This window comes from Corynebacterium sp. MSK039 (assembly GCF_030232315.1).
Taxonomy (GTDB): Bacteria; Actinomycetota; Actinomycetes; order Mycobacteriales; family Mycobacteriaceae; genus Corynebacterium.
The window spans coordinates 15,584-36,597 of sequence record NZ_JASPJL010000002.1 but is presented as its reverse complement, the minus strand read 5'-3'; the positions used below and the strand labels follow the sequence as shown (position 1 = coordinate 36,597).

The 21,014-nt window shown below is 66.1% G+C and carries 18 protein-coding genes and 2 tRNA genes; 10 read left to right on the top strand and 10 right to left on the bottom strand.

The window, feature by feature from the left end; all coding sequences use genetic code 11:
* Positions 1 to 170: 170 nt before the first annotated feature.
* Positions 171 to 1,127, bottom strand: coding sequence for a glycosyltransferase family 2 protein (locus tag QP997_RS01845; RefSeq protein WP_070761502.1), 957 nt, complete (start codon positions 1,125 to 1,127; stop codon positions 171 to 173).
* Between the two features lie 10 nt (positions 1,128 to 1,137).
* Positions 1,138 to 2,202, bottom strand: a complete 1,065-nt coding sequence (locus QP997_RS01840; RefSeq protein ID WP_284846034.1) for an SDR family oxidoreductase — start codon at positions 2,200 to 2,202, stop codon at positions 1,138 to 1,140.
* A gap of 203 nt (positions 2,203 to 2,405) precedes the next feature.
* On the opposite strand from QP997_RS01840, the gene QP997_RS01835 reads away from it, so the two are divergent.
* Both QP997_RS01835 and QP997_RS01830 read left to right on the top strand, forming a co-directional pair.
* On the top strand, positions 2,406 to 4,190 hold the full coding sequence (locus QP997_RS01835) for an LCP family protein (protein WP_284846033.1): 1,785 nt from the start codon (positions 2,406 to 2,408) through the stop codon (positions 4,188 to 4,190).
* A 37-nt stretch (positions 4,191 to 4,227) separates the two neighbouring features.
* Positions 4,228 to 5,016 carry a TIGR03089 family protein gene (locus QP997_RS01830; protein ID WP_284846032.1) on the top strand — a complete coding sequence of 263 codons (789 nt, stop codon included), beginning with the start codon at positions 4,228 to 4,230 and terminating at the stop codon, positions 5,014 to 5,016.
* A gap of 93 nt (positions 5,017 to 5,109) precedes the next feature.
* Here the strand turns inward: QP997_RS01830 and QP997_RS01825 are convergent, their stop codons facing one another.
* The 4 genes from QP997_RS01825 to QP997_RS01810 form a co-directional block, all read right to left on the bottom strand.
* Positions 5,110 to 5,868, bottom strand: a complete 759-nt coding sequence (locus tag QP997_RS01825; protein ID WP_284846031.1) for an ABC transporter permease — start codon at positions 5,866 to 5,868, stop codon at positions 5,110 to 5,112.
* Positions 5,869 to 5,980: 112 nt separating this feature from the next.
* A complete protein-coding gene (locus QP997_RS01820; RefSeq protein WP_284846030.1) occupies positions 5,981 to 6,952 on the bottom strand; it encodes an ABC transporter ATP-binding protein in 972 nt (323 codons plus the stop codon).
* A gap of 181 nt (positions 6,953 to 7,133) precedes the next feature.
* Complete coding sequence (locus QP997_RS01815; RefSeq protein ID WP_284846029.1) at positions 7,134 to 7,928, bottom strand: response regulator; 795 nt, start codon at positions 7,926 to 7,928, stop codon at positions 7,134 to 7,136.
* Positions 7,929 to 8,024: 96 nt separating this feature from the next.
* Positions 8,025 to 9,278 (bottom strand): sensor histidine kinase, encoded by a 1,254-nt coding sequence (locus QP997_RS01810; RefSeq protein ID WP_284846028.1) that lies wholly within the window; start codon positions 9,276 to 9,278, stop codon positions 8,025 to 8,027.
* A gap of 61 nt (positions 9,279 to 9,339) precedes the next feature.
* On the opposite strand from QP997_RS01810, the gene QP997_RS01805 reads away from it, so the two are divergent.
* The 5 genes from QP997_RS01805 to QP997_RS01785 all read left to right on the top strand — a co-directional run bounded on the left by QP997_RS01805 (position 9,340) and on the right by QP997_RS01785 (position 14,410).
* A complete protein-coding gene (locus QP997_RS01805; RefSeq protein ID WP_284846027.1) occupies positions 9,340 to 10,416 on the top strand; it encodes an ABC transporter ATP-binding protein in 1,077 nt (358 codons plus the stop codon).
* Between the two features lie 187 nt (positions 10,417 to 10,603).
* On the top strand, positions 10,604 to 11,857 hold the full coding sequence (locus tag QP997_RS01800; RefSeq protein WP_148813275.1) for an ABC transporter substrate-binding protein: 1,254 nt from the start codon (positions 10,604 to 10,606) through the stop codon (positions 11,855 to 11,857).
* A gap of 309 nt (positions 11,858 to 12,166) precedes the next feature.
* Positions 12,167 to 13,225 carry a carbohydrate ABC transporter permease gene (locus QP997_RS01795; RefSeq protein WP_246818143.1) on the top strand — a complete coding sequence of 353 codons (1,059 nt, stop codon included), beginning with the start codon at positions 12,167 to 12,169 and terminating at the stop codon, positions 13,223 to 13,225.
* Positions 13,222 to 14,052 (top strand): carbohydrate ABC transporter permease, encoded by an 831-nt coding sequence (locus QP997_RS01790; protein ID WP_070759584.1) that lies wholly within the window; start codon positions 13,222 to 13,224, stop codon positions 14,050 to 14,052. Before QP997_RS01795 ends, QP997_RS01790 begins: the two co-directional genes overlap by 4 nt.
* A gap of 13 nt (positions 14,053 to 14,065) precedes the next feature.
* Complete coding sequence (locus QP997_RS01785; RefSeq protein ID WP_284846026.1) at positions 14,066 to 14,410, top strand: hypothetical protein; 345 nt, start codon at positions 14,066 to 14,068, stop codon at positions 14,408 to 14,410.
* 108 nt (positions 14,411 to 14,518) lie between these two features.
* On the opposite strand, the gene QP997_RS01780 is transcribed toward QP997_RS01785, so the two are convergent.
* The 3 genes from QP997_RS01780 to QP997_RS01770 all read right to left on the bottom strand — a co-directional run bounded on the left by QP997_RS01780 (position 14,519) and on the right by QP997_RS01770 (position 16,283).
* Positions 14,519 to 15,709 (bottom strand): IS1249 family transposase, encoded by a 1,191-nt coding sequence (locus QP997_RS01780; protein WP_284846025.1) that lies wholly within the window; start codon positions 15,707 to 15,709, stop codon positions 14,519 to 14,521.
* A 241-nt stretch (positions 15,710 to 15,950) separates the two neighbouring features.
* Positions 15,951 to 16,023 (bottom strand) — tRNA-Arg (locus tag QP997_RS01775).
* Between the two features lie 172 nt (positions 16,024 to 16,195).
* Positions 16,196 to 16,283, bottom strand: a tRNA-Ser gene (locus QP997_RS01770).
* A gap of 117 nt (positions 16,284 to 16,400) precedes the next feature.
* Between QP997_RS01770 and QP997_RS01765 the strand changes: the two genes are divergently transcribed.
* Entirely contained in the window at positions 16,401 to 17,516 is a 1,116-nt protein-coding gene (locus QP997_RS01765; RefSeq protein WP_284846024.1) for a histidinol-phosphate transaminase, read from the top strand.
* Positions 17,517 to 17,675: 159 nt separating this feature from the next.
* On the opposite strand, the gene QP997_RS01760 is transcribed toward QP997_RS01765, so the two are convergent.
* Entirely contained in the window at positions 17,676 to 19,343 is a 1,668-nt protein-coding gene (locus QP997_RS01760) for an SLC13 family permease (RefSeq protein ID WP_284846023.1), read from the bottom strand.
* A gap of 221 nt (positions 19,344 to 19,564) precedes the next feature.
* Between QP997_RS01760 and QP997_RS01755 the strand changes: the two genes are divergently transcribed.
* Positions 19,565 to 20,512: a hypothetical protein gene (locus QP997_RS01755; protein ID WP_284846022.1), complete on the top strand. Its 948-nt coding sequence runs from the start codon at positions 19,565 to 19,567 to the stop codon at positions 20,510 to 20,512.
* 78 nt (positions 20,513 to 20,590) lie between these two features.
* Positions 20,591 to 20,989, top strand: coding sequence for a DoxX family protein (locus tag QP997_RS01750; RefSeq protein WP_284846021.1), 399 nt, complete (start codon positions 20,591 to 20,593; stop codon positions 20,987 to 20,989).
* Positions 20,990 to 21,014: the final 25 nt, after the last annotated feature.

Genomic DNA, 21,014 nt, shown 5'->3' with positions numbered 1-21,014 from the left:
GTTAGCGCGCCAACGGGTGATAATCCCGCCTCCACGCCGGGGCGCCGAGACACTGGGGCAAATTTTCCCGTCAGCGCGCCACGACCAGGCGGAAGGCTCTGCGAAAAAATGCGCAGCCCCGCAACACGGCGCATCTCGGCGTGCGCGCTTCGAGGCCGGGGCTTTCGGTGCTAGCCCCTGCGTTTCCGCGCGGCGAGCCACACCGAAACCTTGGCGCGCACCGAGAGCCCCACCTTGAGTAGCAGGCGGATCGGCGCATTCTTCGCCCCGGGCAGGCGGTCGGCCTGGAAGCGGTACGCGGACTCGTGGTGGGCGGGCAGCATCTTCTCCGGGTGCTCACCCGCGGCGTGCCCCTTGGCGTGGCTGATCTCCGCGGTGGGCGTGAAGATGTTCTGCCAGCCCGCCCGGCCCAGGCGATCGCCCAGGTCCACATCCTCCATGTACATGAAGTAGCGCTCGTCGAAGCCACCGACAGACTCGAAGGCCTTCCACCGCAGCAGCAGGCAGGAGCCGGACAGCCAGCCGGCCTCGCGCTCACGGTCCAGGTCATCGTCGTGACGGTACTGCTTCGTCCACGGGTTGGACGGCCACACCCCACCCAGCAGGGCGTGCCCGATGCCAGCCCCCAGGCGAGGGACGCTGCGCGCGCTCGGGTAGGCGGAACCGTCTGCCTCGCGGATCAGTGGGCCGATGGCCCCTGCGCGCGGGTGGCGGCGGGCGCACTCAAGCATCGCGTCGATAGACCCCGGGGTAAAGACGACATCCGGGTTGGAGATGATGAGGAACTCATCGTCGATCTCACCCGCGTCACGCAGGTCGCGGAGGTTGCGGGCGCCGAGGTTCATCGCGGAGCCGTAGCCGATATTGCCGCCCGAATAGCGCAGCTCCAGGCCCAGTTCCTTCGCATTACCAGCCGCATCCGGGGCGGCGTCCTGAGACTCAGCCCCGGGCCCGCTGATACGTCCGCCACGGTCGGCGACGGCAGCCTCCGGCGCGCCGTCCGTCGAACCATTGTCGACCATGACGACGTGCGCCCCCTGCTCGGCAGCAGCGGGGATGGAGTCCAGGAACTTTGTGAGGTACTCGCCAGGCGAGTACGTCACCGTGATAATCGCTATGGGTGCCACGGGGGGAACGTTACCCCAGAGCCGCCCGCAGTCCGTCCTGCCACGCTGGCAGCGGGGAAAGCCCGGCCGCCTCCCAGCAGCCCGTGTCCAGGTACACCCCGACCGGGCGGCGCGCCGGGGTGGGGTACTCCGCGGTCGGGATTCGGCTCACGCGGGCCGGGTCGTGGCCGGTGGCGTCGAAGATTGCGGCGGCGAACCCCGCCCAGGTCGTAGCCTCCCCGCTACCGGTGGCGTGCAGTAGTCGCGGCAGCTCCGGCGTGCGCGCCTCCGCATCCACCGGGCGCTGGCGCCACAGCGTGATTGCCAGCTCGACAAGCCCCGCGGCGAGGTGCCCGGTAAAGGTCGGCCTGCCCCACTGATCGTCCACCACCTTCGGGTCCACACCGCGGTCAGCCAGCCCCGCCATCGTGTCCAGGAAGTCCCGGCCGGGCCCGGTGGCCCCGCTGAATACCCAGGCGGTGCGCACCACGGTTCCGCCGGCATCCAGCACCGCGCGCTCCCCCACCAGTTTCGTGCGGCCGTACTCATTCACCGGCGCCGGGGGATCCTCCGAGGTCACCGCCCGCGGCCTGCCCGCCTCCCCGCTGAAGACGTAGTCAGTGGAGATGTGGACGAAACCCGCGTTCTGCGCGGCTGCCACCTGCGCGAGCACGCCCGGCGCGGTCCCGTTCACCCGCTCGACCGTCGTTGTATTCGCAGCGTCCTCCGCAGCGTCGACCGCCGTCCAGGCAGCGGCGTTAATAACCACAACGTCGCGGCCACCCGCCTGCTCGATGGCTGCCCGCAGGGCGGTGGCGCACTCCTCATCGCTGGCGGTCAGGTCCAGCTCGGCGCGGCCCACAGCCACCACCGGGGCGGCGTGGTCTGCCAGCCCGGCCACAAGCGCTGTGCCCAGCTGGCCCCCGGCACCCAGCACGACGATGCCGGGCACCACGCCACCGGTTGTTCCCGTTCCCGCAGCGAGGCTCTCGTACATCCGGTCAGCCTCACGCCCGGCGCCGGTGCTGCGGGCAGCGTCGCCGTGAGCGCCCAACGGGCGCTCGGGGTTGGTCGGGGAATCCTGTGACTGTGGCATGGCGTCCAGATTACTCAGGCCCCACAGCCAACTAAGGCCCCACAGCCAGTCGGGGAAACAGCAACCGCCCAGGCGGCCGCTGCGCCCACCCTGGAGGTGGTGGGCTTGGCAGGGGAAAAGGCCTATAATTATCGGAGTTTTGTGTGCCACGAGGCCGCCCGCGCCCCAGCGGATCTGCCAACCGGGAATGAGAAGAAAACCCTATGACTATGCCCCCCAACGCTGGCGACCAGCAGCCCCGCGCCTACCGCTCGCGGACTGATCGCGCAGGCAGGGTGGATTCGGAGCCTGCCACGCCGCGGCGCTCCTCCCGCCAAATCATGCCCGCCCCCGGGGATACTGCCACCCGCCAGATCGGCTCAAAGCCGGTGCGCATGGTGCTCGCCGCGGTCTCAGCGTTGGTGCTGGTGCTCGGCGCGGTTGGGTATAAGGCGATCGGCCAGCTCGACGGGCGGCTCGCCCAGACCGGCGAGCTCGCCCTCGGCGATAACCAGGACGGCGCAACCGACATCCTCCTGGTCGGCATCGACTCCCGCACGGATGCCCAGGGCAACCCCCTGAGCCAAAAGGAGATCGACATGCTCAACGCGGGCGAGGAGGAGGTCACCAACACGGACACGATCATCCTCATCCGCGTGCCCAACGACGGTTCCGGGGCAACTGCCGTCTCCCTGCCGCGCGACACGTACGTCGCCACCCCGAACGGCAACATGAAGCTCAACGGCGTCTACGGCACCGCGAAGTTCGAGGAAGAACAGAAGATCGCCGAGCGCCGCACCGAGCCGGCGGACGCTGAGCAGGAGAAGAGCGACGAGGAAGCCTCCAAGCAGGCCGGCCGCCAGGCGCTGATCCACTCCGTCGCCGACCTGACGGGCATCACCGTCGACCACTACGCCGAGATCGGACTGCTCGGCTTCGTCCTGCTCACCGACGCGGTCGGCGGCGTGGACGTCTGCCTGAAGGAGAAGGTCAAGGAGCCGCTGTCCGGCGCAGACTTCCCGAAGGGGCGCTCCACGCTCAAGGGTTCGCAGGCGCTGAGCTTCGTCCGCCAGCGCCACGGCCTGCCCCGAGGCGACCTGGACCGCATCACCCGCCAGCAGGCCTACATGGCCTCCCTGGTCAACAAGGTGCTCTCCTCCAAGACCCTGACCGACCCCACCGCACTGAACCGCATCAACGACGCCGTGGAACGCTCCGTGGTCCTGGACCAGGGCTGGGACGTCATGTCCCTGGCCACCCAGATGCAGGACCTGGCCGGCGGCAACGTGAAGTTCCAGACCATCCCCGTGACCTCCATCGACGGGGTCGGCGACATGGGCGAATCCATCGTCACCGTCGACGTCGACCAGGTCCACGAGTTCTTCAACGAACTGCTCGGCGAGGACGCCCCAGAGCACGGCGGAGATAAGGAGACCAAGGATAAGGGCGAGGACGGCCCGATCGAGGACTACGACGCGGAGGAGTACCGCGTGAACGTCTTCAACGCCTCCAACATCCCGGGGGTGGCCGCGAACGTCTCCGAGCTGACCCGAAACTACGGATACAAGGAAGGCGAGGTCGGAAACTCCGAGGAGACCGGCGTCTCGGAGTCCCAGGTCAACGCGAAGGATAAGAACGACCCGGCCGCCCGTGGGCTGGCCAAACAGCTCGGTGGCCTGGAGATCGTCGAGGATCCCTCCCTGGATGACAAGGAACTCTCCGTCACTTTGGCGGGCACCTACTCCGGCCCGGGCTCCGTGCCTGGCACCGCCCCGCTGGTCGAGCCGAATGACCCGAACGCAGGCACGCTGACCGAGGGCATGCGCGACCTCGACGGCGACGGGATCCCGGACGAGGGCACCGAATCCGGCGAGGACAGCAACACCGTCGGGCAGACGGGCAGCATCGGCGGCGACGGCAACCCGGTGGAGAACACCGAGGACCCGACGGCCAAGCCACCGGTCAAGGAGATCGACGCAGGCGGCGACGGCCCGATGTGCGTGAACTAAGCGCAGCCCGCGCGTGGGGGTCTCTAGGATGGGGCGCATGGATGCACTCTCTGCCCTTCTGAACGATCCCGCCGCCCCGCGGCTGACCACCTACACCGAGGCCGGCCGCATGGAGCTATCCGGCCAGACGCTGCAGAACTGGCAGTCCAAGGTGGCCAACCTCCTGCTCGGCCTGGGCGCCGGGCCCGGTTCGGTGATCGTCTGCGACGCCGAGCCCGGCTGGCAGCCGGTGACGATCGCGGTGGGCGCGTGGCTGATCGGCGCGACCGTCGTGGACGCCCGCGGCCCCCTCCCCGACTCCCTTTCCGACGCCGCCGGCCCGCCTGTCGCCGCGTTCACGGACTCAGTCGAGCTGGCCGAGCAGCTGGCCGACGAGGGGCTGGATGTGGTGGATGTTCTGGATGGGCTCGGTGAGCTGGGCGAGCCGATCGAGGAGGTCTTCGTCCTCTCCACCGACCCCTTCGGCCGGGGCGTGACGGAGTCCGGCGGCGAGCTGCCCTTCGGCCTGAACGACTTCTCCCCCGAGTTGCGGGTTCAGCCCGACGCATTCCTGGGCACGGCCACCCCGGCCGATGCGGGCCGAGTCCTGGCCGCCAGCGGCGGCGCGCAGCTCACCGAGGGTCAGTGGCTGGCCGGCGGGAAGGACGACGACGGCGCCGCCGACGGCGAGCGCCTGGTCTTCGGCCCCTGGGACAATGCGGTTCAGCTCGCGGAAACCCTCCGGCCCTGGGCTGCGGGCGGAGCCGTCGTCATGAGCACGGATGCCACCCCGGAGCGGCTCGCGGAACTCGCAACCTCGGAAAACGCCCGCCCCGTTAACGAATAACGGCGGGTACCCAGCCCGCTGACAAGCGCCGAAAAGCGAAAAGCGCGTGGCCGAAGCCACGCGCCAGTATTGCCAACCCCCTGCGGCGACCGCCTAACGCACGTCCGTGCGGGAGTTGCGGAAGAAGCCCAGGATCAGCAGGACCACGACCCATACCGCCAGCACGGTCAGGTAGAACGCCGGGGTGTGCGCACCCTCCATCAAAACGCCGTCGGCCTGGAAGGTGTAGTACCGCTGGATCTCAGTGATCGTGCCCGCCGGCATCACGTCGGAAACCTTCTGCAGAACCGAGAAACGCTCGCCGCCAAGGGAAATCAGCGGTTCAACGACCAGCATCCACACCAGCGGCACACCGATGCCTGCGACGCGGGAGCGCAGCAGGGCGGCAGTACCCATCGCCAGCAAGGTAAACGCTGCCCCGCCGATCAGCAGCGACCAGACGGTGTTGTTCTGCTCCCCCACGAATGTCGCGCCTGGCCAGATCACGATCATCAGCACCGTCAGCGCCATCGCCAGCGCAAGGGTGAACAGCACGAAGACGCTGGCGACGAGGCCACGAGCGGCCAGCCAGTTCCAGCGCGACTGCTGGGTCAGGAAGGCCTGGGCGTGCATCTTCGTGCTGATCTCGCCGGCCGTGGTGGAGGCACCAAAAACGATGCAGATCATCAGGGCGATCATGCCGCCGATGCCGACATCCGCGAAGTCCACCTTGAGGGGTGTCTCCGACAGGAGGAGGTACAAGAACACCGGCCCGCCGATGGAACCGCCCAGCAGGATGAAGTAGACCAACGTGCTGCGCAGGGTGAGGAGTTTCGTTGTTTCGGATTTCACTGAGCTGAGGAAGCTGCTCATGGGGTGCGCCTTCTTTCTTTGTTCTGCGCTTGTGTTTTCTTCTTGAGATTCAGCTGTTTTGGGTAACTAGCGCTGGGCGTCAAGCCCTTGTGCGCCAGTTGCCCGCCGCTGCCTACTGCTTCGCGCCGGAGCCGGCTACCGCGCCCGTGCGGTATTCCTGAGCTTCGGACGTCGCCGCCAAGAAACGCTGCTCCAGGTTCGCCGTCTCCGCGGCCAGCTTCGTGATGAGGAAGTTCTCCTCCAGCGCGGTCTGCGCCACCAGTTCGCGCAGCTCTGCTTCGCTGAGTTCCTCCGGCAGGGCGATGCGCATGCTGCGGGGCCGCTGCAGCTCCACCTTCAGGCCCTTGTGCTGCAGCTTCTCGCTGAGCAGCACCGCCTCCCGGCACTCCACGGACACCGCGGTTCCGCCGGCGAGGAACTCGTCCAGCGAGTACTCCCCGATCAGCTGCCCCTTGCCGATCACCACCAGGCGGTCCGCCGTGAGCTGCATTTCGCTGAGCAGGTGGGAGCTGACCAGCACGCTGCGCCCCTCCGCCGCGAGCGCCCGGATGGTGTTGCGCATCCAGGTCACACCCTCGGGGTCCAGGCCGTTGACCGGCTCGTCCATGATGAGGTGCTGCGGGTCGCCGAGCAGTGCTGCCGCCAGCCCGAGGCGCTGCTTCATGCCCAGGGAGTAGCCGCCAGCCTTCTTCTTGCCCGCGCTGCTCAACCCCACGATCTCGAGGCACTCATCCACGCGCTTGTCGCTGATGCCCGCGCCGTGTGCCAGGACGCGCAGGTGGTTGCGGCCGGTGCGTGCCGGGGTGAACCAGGAGGCGTCCAGCACCGCGCCGGCGACCTGCGACTTGTTCTTTAGTGCGGCAAACGCCCCGTCGTAGGACTGCCCGTCGCGGTACTCGCCGCTGAAGGTGACGTGCCCGGCGGTTGGCCGGTCCAGGCCGAGCATGCAGCGCATCGTGGTGGACTTGCCGGCACCGTTCGGCCCGAGGAAGCCGGTGACCTTTCCATCCGGGACGTGGAAGCTGATGTCCTTCAGGACGTTGTTCTTTCCGTAACTCTTGCTGAGCTGTTCAACTGTGATCATGCTTCACAGTTTCGCTTCTGCCCCCGCCCCGGCACATCGGTCCGGCGGATGATTATCGCCGTTTCTGTTCTTTCATACCGAGGTATGACGTCCGGCCCTCCGGTCATCCCCAGGGCTCACCGTGGTGCGGTGGTGCCGCTGTGTTCCCCCACCGGGCTGGCGTGCCTGACCCAGTTGACGCTTAGTTTTCGGCGGTCAGCAGCTCTTCCGGGTCCACGAGGTGGTGTTTGAGGGCGAAGAGCACGGCGTGCACTCGGTCCCGCGAACCGGTCTTCATCAACACCCGCCCGACGTGGGTTTTCACCGTGGGCAGGGAGATGAAGAGTTTCTCCGCGATCTCCTGGTTGCTCTCCCCCATCGCGATGAGGCAGAGGATCTCCCGTTCGCGCGGGGTGAGCGGGTCCACCAGCCCGAGGTCATCCTCGGCATCCGGCGTGTCCTGCCGCGTCGCCGCCGGTTCCGTGGCGCCAGGGTCCTCCGCTTGCACACCCGGCGCGGGCACGCTCTTCGGCTCCGCAGGGCTGGCGGCCGCCCCGTCCGCCCGCAGGCGCTGAATGAGCTTGGCGGTCGCCGCCGGGCTGATCACGGCCGTGGACTCCCCGACGGTGCGGACGGCGTTGATGAGCTCCTCCGGGTCGGCGTCCTTGAGCAGGAAGCCGCTGGCCCCGGCGGTGACCGCGCCGAGGACGTAGTTATCGCTATCGAAGGTGGTGAGCACGACCACCCGGGTCGGTTCCCCGGCAGGTCCCGTGGGGGCGAGCTCGTTGAGGATTCGGCGGGTCGCCGCGATGCCGTCCATGGTGGGCATCTGCACATCCATCAGGATCATGTCCACGGGCTGGACCGCTGCCAGCTCGCAGGCCTCGGCCCCGTCGGCGGCCTCCCAGGCCACGGAGATGTCATCCTGGCTGTCCAGCACCATCGCGAAGCCAGCGCGCACGAGCTGCTGGTCATCAGCCAATCCCACGGTGATCATGCTTGTGCGCCCCTCGCCTCGTCCGGTTCCTTGTTAACTAGTTCTGTCTTTTGTACTACTGCCGTCACGGTAGCACTGCGGTCAGACACGCAACCCCTACCCGCCGAGCGGAATGCTGGCAGTGACATTCCACCCGCCGGGAAAGAGCGCGCTGGGCCCCCAGCTGGCCTTGCCGCCGTGGATCCGCACGCGCTCCTTAATACCGGTCAGGCCCCGCCCGCTGCCCGTCAGCTGCTCCTCGCCTGGGGCGTTATCCACCGTGACTGTGAGGCGCGCATCCTCCCACAGCAGGCGGACGCGCACCTCGACGGGGCCCGCGTGCTTAATGACGTTGGTGAGGGACTCCTGCACCACCCGGTAGACGGTCAGCCCCTTCGTCTCGTCGAGTGGGACCTCCTCACCCTCGACGGCGAGGGTGGCGTGGGCACCGGAGCGGTTGGCGTCGCTGATGAGGTCCTGAATACCGGAGACGCCCGGGGTGGCGGCAACGTCCCGGCCCTCCTCGGTGTGGAGGACGGAGAGCAGGCTGCGCATCTGTGTCAGCGCCTCGCGGCCGCGGGTGGAGATCGTCTCGAGCGCCTCAATGGCCTTCTCCGGATCCTTACGTCCGGCGTAGCGGCCGCCATCGGCCTGCGCGATCACCACGGTCAGGGAGTGCGCGACGATATCGTGCATCTCGCGGGCGATGCGGTTGCGCTCGGAAACTGTGGCCAGCTCCGCCCGTGCCGCGAGATTGGCGACCTCCTCCCGGCGCTCATGAGCCTGCTTGCCGAATTGCCAGCACAAGGCGATGGACACCAGGGCCAGCAGGCTGGCCATGCCGATGGTCATCCATATCTCTGGCTCGGCGACCACTTCCTTGAGGGTGGTTTCCTCAGAAAAGATCGGGTTATACAACCGGTCCGCGATGAACTGCCAGGTAATCGCCGCGAGGCTGCCGACCACGGCGATCGTCAGCCACATACCCCGGCGCTGTGGCAGGTGTGCTCGGATCAGGTAGACCTGCCAGCACACCAGCGGATACCCGAGTAACACTGCGAAAGTCCCGGACAGCGCGGATATAGCCAGACCGATCGCTACAACCGCCGCCCCAAGCTCCACGCGCCATTGCTGCACAACCAAGCCTGCGTAGGAGATGGCGAGACCGGCAAGGAGTACCGGCCCGTGCCACCTCCCGGATTGGCCATAAGCGAAGCCGATCTCCGGGAGGGCGAGCAGGAGGAAAAGCAGCGAGATAACGAGGAACTGCAGTCGGCGGACAGGGTCGCGCCACCACTTCGCGTTGGAACCGAGGGGGCCGGTGCTCAGCGGGTTGTGACCGAGCGCGCCGGGAACTTTGCTTTCGGGCATAGTCCGACATTCTAGGGTCGGCTGGGGCGGGGCTTCGTCGTCCTGAAGTATCATCTTTCCCATGGCCGACGTGAAATTCGATGACGTAACGATCCAGTACCCCGGCGCGGAACGACCCAGCGTGCGGGACCTCAACCTGCACATCGCCGATGGCGAGTTCCTGGTGCTCGTGGGGCCGTCGGGCTGTGGAAAGTCCACCACGCTGCGCGCGCTCGCTGGCCTGGAGGCGACGAGCGGCGGGCACATCGCCATCGGCGGCAAGGATGTCACCGGCACTGAGCCGGCCGCTCGCGACATCGCGATGGTCTTCCAGGACTACGCCCTTTACCCGCACATGACGGTGCGGGAGAACATGGGCTTTGCACTGAAGGTCGCCAAGCGCTCGAAGTCCGAGATCGCCGAGCGGGTGGACCGCGCGGCGGAGATCCTGGGTCTGCAGGAGTTCCTGGACCGCAAGCCGAAGGACCTTTCCGGTGGCCAGCGCCAGCGCGTGGCCATGGGCCGGGCGATCGTCCGCGAGCCGCAGGTCTTCCTCATGGATGAGCCACTGTCCAACCTGGACGCCAAGCTGCGCGTCCAGACCCGCGCGCAGATCGTGAAGCTGCAGAAGAACCTGGGGGTGACCACCGTCTACGTCACCCACGACCAGGTGGAGGCGATGACGATGGGCGACCGCGTGGCCGTCCTCAACGACGGCGTGCTGCAGCAGGTGGCCAGCCCGAAGGAGCTCTACGAGAACCCGGATAACTCCTTCGTGGCAGGCTTCATCGGCTCGCCCGCGATGAACCTGCTGAGCACCACCGAGCCGCTGCCGGGCTTCGACGAGGCCCCGCCGGCTGGCTACGCGGGAAATGATGGCTCTAAGGAACTGATCGTGGGCGTGCGCCCGGAGCACCTCACCGTCGACACCGCGGGCTCGGCCAACGGCGTGCGCGGCGAGGTCAGCCTCGTCGAGGAGCTCGGCGCGGACTCCTATATCTATGCGGAGACGGACTACGGCACCCTCGTGGCCCGGGGTGGGGCGGGCGAGCAGCCCGCCATCGGGCAGACCGTGGTGCTCACACCGGCGGCAGGCGTCCGGTTCCACTTCTTCGACGCCCAAACCCAGGAGCGGGTCGGGGGTAGCGGCCGGGGCTAGAATTAACCACTAGAAAGATATTCATCGTGGGATCTACCCCCCGATTACCTAAACTTGGGGTGCAGACTTTTCAGCTTTCCCGCTGACTGCCACTCACCAGCGTGCCTCAGCGGCGCGGTGGTGGGTGGCTTCCCTGTATCTTTCGCCGGGAAGGTCAGCCGGGAATACCTTCTAGAAAGGCTCCACTATGGCAAACCAGTACAAGAAGATGCTGGCGATCCTCGCAGCATCCGGCATGGCTCTGGCAGCCTGCTCCGACGGCGGCTCCGACGACTCCGCCAAGGGCCAGGAGGGCGCCGACGCCCGCGGCCCCATCACCTTCGCGATGGGCAAGAACGACACCGACAAGCTCCGCCCGATCATCGACGCGTGGAACGAAGAGCACCCGGACGAGCAGGTGAAGCTCCAGGAGCTCGCCGGTGAGGCCGATGCCCAGCGCGACACCCTGGTGCAGTCCCTGCAGGCAGGTCAGGACGACATCGACGTCATGGCACTGGACGTCGTCTGGACCGCACAGTTCGCAGCCAACGGCTGGCTCGCACCGCTGGAGGGCGACCTCGAGGTCGACACCAGCAAGCTGCTGAAGCCGACCGTGGAGTCCGCAACCTACAACGACAAGCTCTACGCGCTGCCGCAGAACACCAACGCGCAGCTGCTGTACCGCAACACCGACATCGTCAAGGACGTCCCGGAGAACTGGGACGCGCTCGTCGAGGAGTGCAAGGAGGTCAAGGACCAGGACTGCCTGACCGCGACCCTGAAGCAGTACGAGGGCCTGACCGTCATGACCGACAGCTTCATGCGCGGCTGGGGCGGGGCCATCATGGACGAGGACGGCAACGTCACCGTCACCGATGAGAAGTCCCAGGAGGGCCTGCAGGCTCTCGTGGACGCCTACCAGGACAAGACCATCTCCTCCGCCTCCACCGGCGCAACCGAGGAAGAGGTCAACCTCGCCTTCACGCAGGGCCAGACCGCAATGGCGATCAACTGGCCGTACATGTACACCAACGCCGAGGAGGAGGGCTCCGCGGTGAAGGGCAAGACCGAGGTCTCCCCGCTGGTCGGTAAGGACGGCGTCGGCGTGTCCACCCTGGGTGGCTACAACAACGGCATCAACATCAACTCCAAGCACAAGGCCACGGCCAAGGAGTTCATCGAGTTCATCATCAACGAGGAGAACCAGCGCTCCTTCGCCAAGGCATCCTTCCCGCCGGTGCTGGCAAGCATCTACGACGAGGAGGACATCCAGGAGGAGTTCCCGTACATGGAGGCCCTGAAGGTCTCCCTGGAGAACGCGAAGCCACGCCCGGCGTCCCCGACCTACGACGCCCTGTCCAAGGCGGTGCAGGATAACTCCTACGCAGCGCTGACCCAGAAGCGCGAAATCGACAAGGCTACCGAGGACATGAAGAAGGCTATCGAGTCCGCTCAGGGCTAAGCGCCTCTTCACCCCTCTCGTCGCTGTGCGCGACACACAGGCGGCCACCGCATCACCATGATGTGGTGGCCGCCTCGCCATTCCTGTCGGGGATGGCGACTATGCTTTTTATGCAACCCGCCCGCCGGTGTCCCCGGCGGGCCCGTCAACGGCAAAAGGAGAAAGCCTGTGAGCACCTCGCCGACATCGGCGGCACCGGCCGACCAGGCGCCTGCACCGGGCACCGCGCCGCGCGGCAGAAAGGCGAAGGCGACGCACCCCAGCAAGCCACGCCGTGACCTGCGCGCAGTCTGGCTCGTCGGCCCGGCCATGCTGCTGCTGGCCCTGGTCATCGGCTACCCGATCCTGCGGGCCATCTATCTTTCCTTCCAAGCCAACCGGCACCTCGACCCGGACACCGGCATGTTCGTGGAGGGTGGCTTCGCAGGCTTCGACCACTACCTCACGTGGATCGCCCAGCGCTGCATGAGCTCGAACGGCACCGTGGTGGAATGCACCTCCGGCATGCTGCCGACGGACTTCTACCCCGCGCTCGGCATCACCCTCTTCTTCGTAGTGGTCACCGTCAGCCTGGAGACCCTGCTGGGCCTGTGGATGGCACTGGTGATGAACCGCAGCTTCCTCGGCCGCGGCCTGCTGCGCGCCGCCGTGCTCGTGCCCTGGGCGATTCCCACCGCCGTTACCGCGAAGCTCTGGCAGTTCATCTTCGCCGACCAGGGCATCATCAACTCCCTGCTCGGCACCCAGATCCACTGGACCACCGACCCCTGGGCCGCCCGCTTCGCGGTGATCATCGCGGACGTGTGGAAGACCGCCCCCTTCATGGCGCTGCTGATCCTCGCTGGCCTGCAGATGATCCCACAGGGCGTCTACGAGGCCGCCCGCGTGGACGGCGCCTCCAAGTGGCAGCAGTTCACCCAGATCACCCTGCCGCTGGTCCGCCCGGCGCTGATGGTCGCGGTGCTCTTCCGCACCCTGGACGCGCTGCGCATGTACGACCTGCCGGTCATCATGATCTCCGAGTCCTCCAACTCCCCCACTGCTGTGATCAGCCAGCTGGTGATCACGGATACCAAGCAGGGCAACTACAACTCCGCCTCCGCCCTGTCCACCCTCATCTTCCTGCTGATCTTCGGGGTGGCATACGTGATGGTGAGGTTCCTGGGCGCCGATATCGGCGGAACCCAGGATGCTGGCAGCAAGCCAAAGAAGTCTCTGCTGAGCAGGCTGCGCGGCGGGAGCGTCGCCACGAAGAAGAACGAGCAGAAGGCTGAGACCGACCGCGGCGACGTCCCCGACAAGGGCAACGCAGCGGGCGCGCAGGGCGCGCACACCGTAGATACCGCAGCGACGGGAGGACAGCGATGAAGAAGGCAACCCAGACTCTGCGCAACTACCTCGCCGTCATCGTGATCCTGGCGTGGGGTCTCGCGCCGTTCTACTGGATGGTGGTCACCGCCCTGCGCGACAAGCGCTACACCTTCTCCACCAACCCGCTGCCCAGCCACCTGACGCTGGAGAACTTCCGCGACGCGCTGGCCACCGACGCCGGCAATAACTTCCTCCGGGCGATCGGCAACTCACTGATCATCGGTGCCGCGACCACCGCGATCGCGCTCACGGTGGGCGTGTTTACCGCCTACGCCCTGGCCCGCGTGGACTTCCGCGGCAAGGGGCTGGTCACGGGCATCATCCTGGCGGCCTCGATGTTCCCGGGTATCGCGCTGGTCACCCCACTGTTCCAGCTCTTCTCCAAGATCGAGTGGATCGGCACCTACCAGGCGATGATCATCCCGAATATCTCCTTCGTGCTGCCGCTGACGGTGTACACGCTGACCAGTTTCTTCCGCGAGCTGCCGTGGAAGCTGGAGGAGGCCGCCCGCGTGGACGGTGCCTCCCGTGGCCTGGCTTTCCGGAAGGTCATTCTTCCGCTGGCCACGCCCGCCCTGTTTACGACGGCCATCCTGGCGTTCATCGCGACCTGGAACGAGTTCATGCTCGCCAAGCAGCTGTCCACCCCCGCCGTGGAGCCGGTGACGGTGGCGATCGCCCGCTTCTCCGGGGCCTCGGCCTACGAGTTCCCCTACGCGGCGACGATGGCCGCCGGCGCGCTGGTGACGGTCCCGCTCGTCGTGATGGTGCTGGTCTTCCAGCGCCGCATCGTCTCCGGGCTCACCGCCGGCGGCGTGAAGTAGGGGTTGGTTGATCGTGTCGAAGCCTGAGGACGCGGCGCGGGGCGCGCGCGAGAACCGGCCAGTTGGCGGGGCTGCCAGCGGGCTGGACGAGCACGCCGGTGGAGCAAACGAGCGCGCCGGTGGAGCTGCCCGGAGTGGCGCTCCAGCCGACGAGGTGGACCCGGACGGCCAGCGCAAGAAGCTGGTCTGGGAGTCCGCCCTAGGCTTCGTGGGATTCTTCACCCTGCTGGCCGGGGTGCAGGCGGTATGGAATGTCTTCCAGCCCGACCCCTCCCCCTGGCCCGGTGTATTCTTCGCGGTCCTGCTGCTGCTGAGCTGGTTGGTGTGGCGTGGTTACCGCCGCTACCGGGAGTACTAGAGCCGAGCTCACGCAGGACAACGATCGCCCCTGGCGGTGATGGAAAACAAAAAGCGGGTTAAGTAGCAAAAAGTGTGTCTGCTCGGCGTGTCGCCGGGTGGGCCCTTTTTATCTCATGGGCCCTTTCCGGATTCCTATGTTGTGTTGGTATTCGGTTGGGATAGCGTTGTCGTAGAAGGCTGGTCGTCCTGTTTCGTGGTCGGCTTTGTTGTGGTCTTCTGGGACAAGATCGTTGACTTTGGCGAGTTGATCTTGTCCGAAGTTGCACTGCCTGGCGATCTTTAGTGGGTCGTCAGGCAGCTGCGTTTTCGAGTGCAGGTACCACTCGAGCATTTTGCGTTGGCGCTCCCCGGATCTGCCGCGGTGGGCATCGGCGATGCGTTTGAGCTGGGCGTTGATGCCGCCTTCCAGACTGTTGGTTGTTGATGCCCAGCGCTTTGGTTCGAGTGCTTCTGGTGGGGGCTGCAGGTAGGTAAACAGCCATCCTTTCCGTGAGAGGTGCAGCAGGGAGTTGTATGCCTTGCGAACTCGCAGGTGGGTCCATTCCCACTGTTTATTCAGGGTGCGGCGTTCTTTGGGGAGGGGTGTTTTTTCGTTGAGGAATGCTTTGAATACCTGTCCGAAGTCATGCAGACGCAGCGTCCACTCCCGTGCCTGGTCGAGTGTGGTGATACGGGTCAGTTTCAATGCCAGGGCGTAGATGGCTTTGCCGGCGTCGGTGCGTGGCCGGGATGTGGTGTAACGGCGCACCACCCGTTGGGCATGGACGAGGCAGCGTTGAATCTGTGTGTTGGGCCAGCAGGCTTTGATTGCTGAGTAGGCACCTTGGCCACCGTCGAGGACGACGCATAACGGTTCGGCGATATCACGCAGTAGTTGTGTGTAGGCGTGGGCGGTTTCGCGTTGTGTCCAGTGCCATGCGATGACGTGGTCGTGGCTGGCTGCCACAAGTAAGCAGCCAGCGTCGGTGTAGGTGCCGTCGATGAAGATTTGGTCGTAGACTCGGTTGGGGTCCGGGGTGTGAGGGACATTGATGAGCCAGAATGGTTCGAATTTACGGTCCAGTGTCCAGCGTGAGCAGCCGACTTCCGAGGCGATGCGGGTCAGTGGTGCTGTCGTAGTGACGTAGCGGTGAAATGTTGTGAAGTCGCGGGCAAGTGCTTGATCTTTGCGGTGTCGTGTTGTTGAGCATCCGCAGTCAGGGTTTTTACACCGCCATCTGGTTGTTCCTTTGGTTGTGGTGCCGTTTTTCTTCATGTGCCCAGCGCATATAGGGCATCGGGGTCTGTTTGGAGTCACCCAGAAAGACAACCAAGCCGCTGTTACCACATGCAGGAGCCATTCCGGTGGATTGGGCAAGAAACGGGCCTGAATAAGGTTTGGAACCTTATTTAAGCCCGTTTTATGCGGCCTGACCAGCAGATAGGCTGAAAATCAGACACACTTTCTGCTACTTAACCCTCTGACGTCGTAAAAAGAAAATGGAAAGAAAACAGCGCCGTGGCCACCCACCTGGGCAGCGACGACGCTGTCATAAGAGTGCGCCCGAAGGGATTCGAACCCCTAACCTTCTGATCCGTAGTCAGATGCTCTATCCGTTGAGCTACGGGCGCAGTACTCCAACAAGGCCACGCGACGGCACAATCCACTCGGACCACCACAGGCGCACCACACGCCCCACAACACTGTCCGAAGCTGAAAACCCCAGCGCCTCACCACAAGAACTGGGCAGCTTGAAACCTCGAAGGTTTCGGCAGCTCATCAGCGAACAGCCTTGTTGAAGAGCGGAGACGAGAGGATTCGAACCTCCGGTCCGCGCAATGCAGACAACTCCTTAGCAGGGAGCCCCAATCGGCCACTCTGGCACGTCTCCAGCATCTGATCAGGACAGGGCGAACCCGCCTGACTAGACGATTTTCAAGCATACACAACGGGTGTTAGGCAGACAAACGCCGCCGACCAGGCATTCCGGCGGAGTACGATGCCAGGCATGGTACGTTCCGATCTCTCCAAACTGCCCGCCTACGTCCCGGGAAAGGCGCTGCCGGATGCGCTGCGCCTGGCCTCCAATGAGACGGCCGCAGCGCCCCTGCCCGCCGTCCAGGAAGCGGTGGCGAAAGCGGCGGCGGGGCTGAACCGCTACCCGGATATGGGTGTCGCAGCGCTGCGCGGCGAGCTCGCGGAGTGGTTGTCCCGCACGCCGGGGGCGCCGGAGCTCACGGCGGAGAATATCGCGGTGGGCAACGGGTCGAGCGCCCTGTGCCTGCAGGCCATCCAGGCCACCTGCCAAAACGGCGACGAGGTCGTGTTCCCCTGGCGCAGTTTCGAGGCCTACCCGATCCTCGCGCAGATCGCGGGCGCTCGGCCGGTCGCGGTACCGCTGAGCAGTGACTACCGCGTTGATTTGGATGCCATGCTCGCCGCGGTCACAGAGCGCACGAAGCTGATCTTCGTGTGCAACCCGAATAACCCCACGGGCACGGTTGTGCCGCAGGTAAAGCTGGCGGAGTTTTTGGAGCAGGTGCCGGAGGACGTCCAGGTGGTGCTGGACGAGGCATATATCGAATACGACCGCTCCGGGCTGGCTAGGGAGGCGGGCGCCGGCGAGCCGGGCGAAGGCTTCGCCGCCAGCGTGAACGGGCTGGTGCTGATGGCGCAGTTCCCGAATGTCGCGGTGTGTCGCACCTTCTCCAAGGCCTATGGCCTGGCGGGGGCGCGCCTGGGCTACCTGGCAGGCTCCGAGGAGTTCGTCGAAGCATTAATTAAGGTCGCGATCCCCTTCGGCGTCAACGCGTTGGCCCAGGTCGCGGGCCTGGAGAGCATCGGGGAGGAGGCTCAGCAGCAGCTGCAGCAGCGGGTGACGGAGACAATCAACCAGCGCGAGCGCGTGACCGAATCGCTGCCCGAGGAACTCCAGGTGCCTTCACAGGCGAACTTCGTGTGGCTGCCCGTCGGCGAGAAGGCCGAAGCCCTGGAGGCGGCGATGAAGGAGGAGGGCATCCTCACCCGCTGCTTCGCCGGCGAAGGCGTGCGCATCACGGTGACCGATGAGACGGAGACCGAGGAGCTGATCCCAGCGCTGCGCCGCGCCCTGGCCCAGCTCTAGGCGCCGGTTCGGAACCACCCCCCAGGTACGGGTCAAGAACCACCCCCAGCCACGGGTCAAGAACCACCCCCAGCCACGGGTCAGCCTCGGCCCGACCTCCACCCCAAAAACAAAGAGCGCGCCACCTGCCCCGGTGGCGCGCTCTTTCCCTTGACCGAGCTACAGCGTCAGCCCGAAGACCGGGACAGCCAGCGCGAAGGTCACGATGGTGATCAGGACGATGCCCACGAGGTTGAGCCACAGGCCGCCGCGCACCATGTCGCCGATGCGGACGTAACCCGAGCCGTAGGCGATCGCGTTCGGCGGCGTTGCGACCGGCAGCATGAACGCGGAGGTTGCAGCCAGGGCGACCGGGATCGTCAGTAGCAGGACGTTCATGTCGTTGCCGGCGGTCAGGCCCGTACCGACGGCCACGCCGCCCATGATTGGGAGGAAGGCCGCGGCCGTCGCCGTGTTGGACGTGAACTCCGTCAGGACCAGGATGACGATGGCCGTCGCGGCGATCAGCAGCACGATCGGCAGACCACCCAGGCTGCGGGCGACCTCACCGATCCACAGGGAGAGGCCGGACTTGTCGAACATGGAGCTCAGCGCCAGACCGCCACCGAAGAGCAGCAGCACGCCCCACGGGACCTCCTTGGTGTGCTCCCAGTCCATCACGCGGCTACCGGAACCATCGGCCGGCAGCATGTACATCAGGATCGCAGCGGTGATGGCGATGGTGGCGTCGTCGATGTTGTGCTCCCAACCGGCCCAGTCGGAGATGACCGGGACGAAGACCCACGCCAGGGCAGCGAGCAGGAAGATCGAGCCGGCGGTCTTCTCCGCGCGGGACATCGAGCCCATCTTCTCCAGCTCCTCCTGGATGAGCTCGCGGCCACCCGGGATCTGGTCCATCTCCGGCTTAAACACGGTGATCAGCACGAGCCAGGCCAGGACCATGAAGATGGCAGCCATCGGCACACCGACCAGCATCCACTGACCGAAACCGATGTGGATATCGTGGGATTCCTGCAGGTAGGCAACCATCAAGGTGTTCGGCGGGGTACCGATGATGGTGCCCAGCGAGCCGATGGAGGCGGAGTAGGCGATACCCAGCATCAGGGCGGTGGAGAACTTCTTCTGCTTCGAGAAGCCACCCACCATGTCGGCGGTCAGCCCCAGCACGGACATGCCGATCGGCAGCATCACCACGGCGGTCGCGGTGTTGGAGACCCACATGGACATGAAGCCGGTGGCGATCATGAAGCCCAGCACCATCTGCTTCGGTTTCGTGCCCACCAGGGTCACGACGCGCAGCGCGAGGCGCCGGTGCAGGTTCCAGCGCTGCATGCCCAGCGCGAGGATGAATCCGCCCATGAACAGGAAGATCGTGGGGTTGGCGTAGGAGGGCGAGACCTCCTTAAACGGCACCACACCCAGGATCGGGAAGGCCACGAGCGGCACCAGTGCGGTGGCTGCCAGCGGCAGGGCCTCGGTCATCCACCAGGCGCCCATCAGGACGGCGATCGCGGCGGTGATGCGCAGCGCGTCGGCGTCGAAGGGCCCCTTTTCCGCGTCCGGGTGCGCCTTGTTCACGACGTCTGCGGCGTCGGCCGGGAAGATTGCGTAGACGAGGATGGCGAGCAGGACGCCCACGAACAGGCCGACGACGGCGCGGCGGCGGGCCTTCTGCTCCTGCTCGGCACGCTCGGTGATGAGGTCGGCGTCGACCTTCTGCTCCGGGGCGGGCGCCTCCGCGGTGGTTGCGGTGGCCGTGGTGCCGGTGTCCTGTGCATCGCGTTCGACCACGGTGTTCTCCGAATCGCGATTCTTGGGTGCGCTCATCAGCTCCCCCATTCTTCTCTGGGCTAGCGGCGTGGCTAGGCCGTGTTCGTGAGGTGGGTCAACCGTTAGCCGGTTGTGGTGCTAGCGGTTTTCACCCCTATTGTCGGTTATGTTCAGCATTAATGAAAATTTCCCGGGCACTGTGTGTCGGATAGGTTCCTGTTCGACCCCCCATATTTTTAGGACGTCTCCCCCTGAGCGCTCGGTATTAAGAGGTATTGATGAAAGATCCCACTCGGATACCCGGGGTCATGCGGGTGCTGCAGCGGGCGTGGGAGGCGCAACCGGAGCTTTCCTTCGCGGAGTTCTTCGCCCGCCTGGAGCCGCTGGGGGTGGCCCGTAATTCCTCGGATGAGGAGCTGCTCGCGGCCCTGCAGGCCGAACTGGCGGTGCATCCGTGGGCTTTCGAACCAGGCCGGGGTGGCGCTGGAGATGACAATGGGGACGGCGCTGACGGCGCTGCGGCCGCAAACGTTGCTGCAAGCACGGGGGACGCAACCACGCCTCCACGTGGCGCCACCCCCGAGGCCCAGCAGCTGGCACGCGTCGAATTGGGGGCAAACGCCGGAGCTCCCGAGCGGGTGGCCACGATCGGCGGCGGCTGGGCCGTGATTCGCCCGGCGCGCTTCCCCGCCCCACACGCCCGGCCCGCCACGGCCAGCCGTGGTGGTCGGTCCGGCTCGTCCCGCCACGGGGGACGGCGGAACCAGCGCGGCTCGGCCGATGCGTCGGCTTCCCTGATGCAGCCGGTGATGTGGGAGTACGAGGCTGTGTTGCGCTGCCGCCCCGGCGAGCCACTTCGGCTGCGCAGCGCGCAGGGCTCCGAGCACCGTTTGGGCCTGGTGCGCCGCATCACGGTGCTGGACCTGCCAGCTCAACCGGAAGGCATGCGCTCACTGGGCGGCCTGCAGCACAGCCAGCTAGGCGACCGGGAGTACATGCTGAGCTTCGATTCGGGAGCCACCGCGCTCGTGGGCCGGCAACTGTGGCTCACCCATATCGCCCGGCGCGAGGTGACCCACGAGTTCCTGCGCTGGCGAGTCCTTAGCCGGGCCGAGGTCGGGTCCCCGCTGGCCTACCGCCCGCCACGGGGCGAAGGGCCGGGTCGGGCGGATGCCGCCACGGAGCTGACGGAGCTGGGTGCGATCACCCGCATCCTCCCAATCTAGGTCCGCTGCGGACAGCGCCCCTGCACCAAGAGGTGTATAGCTTGGGGAACACTTCCCCCATCCGCGAGGAGCCCCCTCATGCCCGCACCCACCACATCCCAGAAGCTCACCCGCCTTGCACTAGGTGGCATCATGTCGATCGCCGGGGTCAGCCACCTCACGTTCGCGAGGAAGGACTTTCAGGCCCAGGTTCCCAACTGGTTCCCGATGGACAAGGACTTCGTCGTCCTCGCGTCCGGTGTAGCTGAGCTCGGGTTCGGCGCCGCTCTCCTTGGCCTCCCGAAGCAACACAAGCGCACGGGAATCGCGCTGGCGGCCTTTTATACCGCGATTTTCCCAGGAAATATCGCCCAGTACGCCGAGCGAAACGACGCCTTCGGCTTGGATACCGACGGGCGCCGGTTGGCCCGCCTGTTCGGCCAGCCTGTTCTCATCGCTGCCGCCCTCTGGTCTGCTGGCATCCCGCACCGCCGGTAGCCCCCTCCCACGGCGACTCAGCACC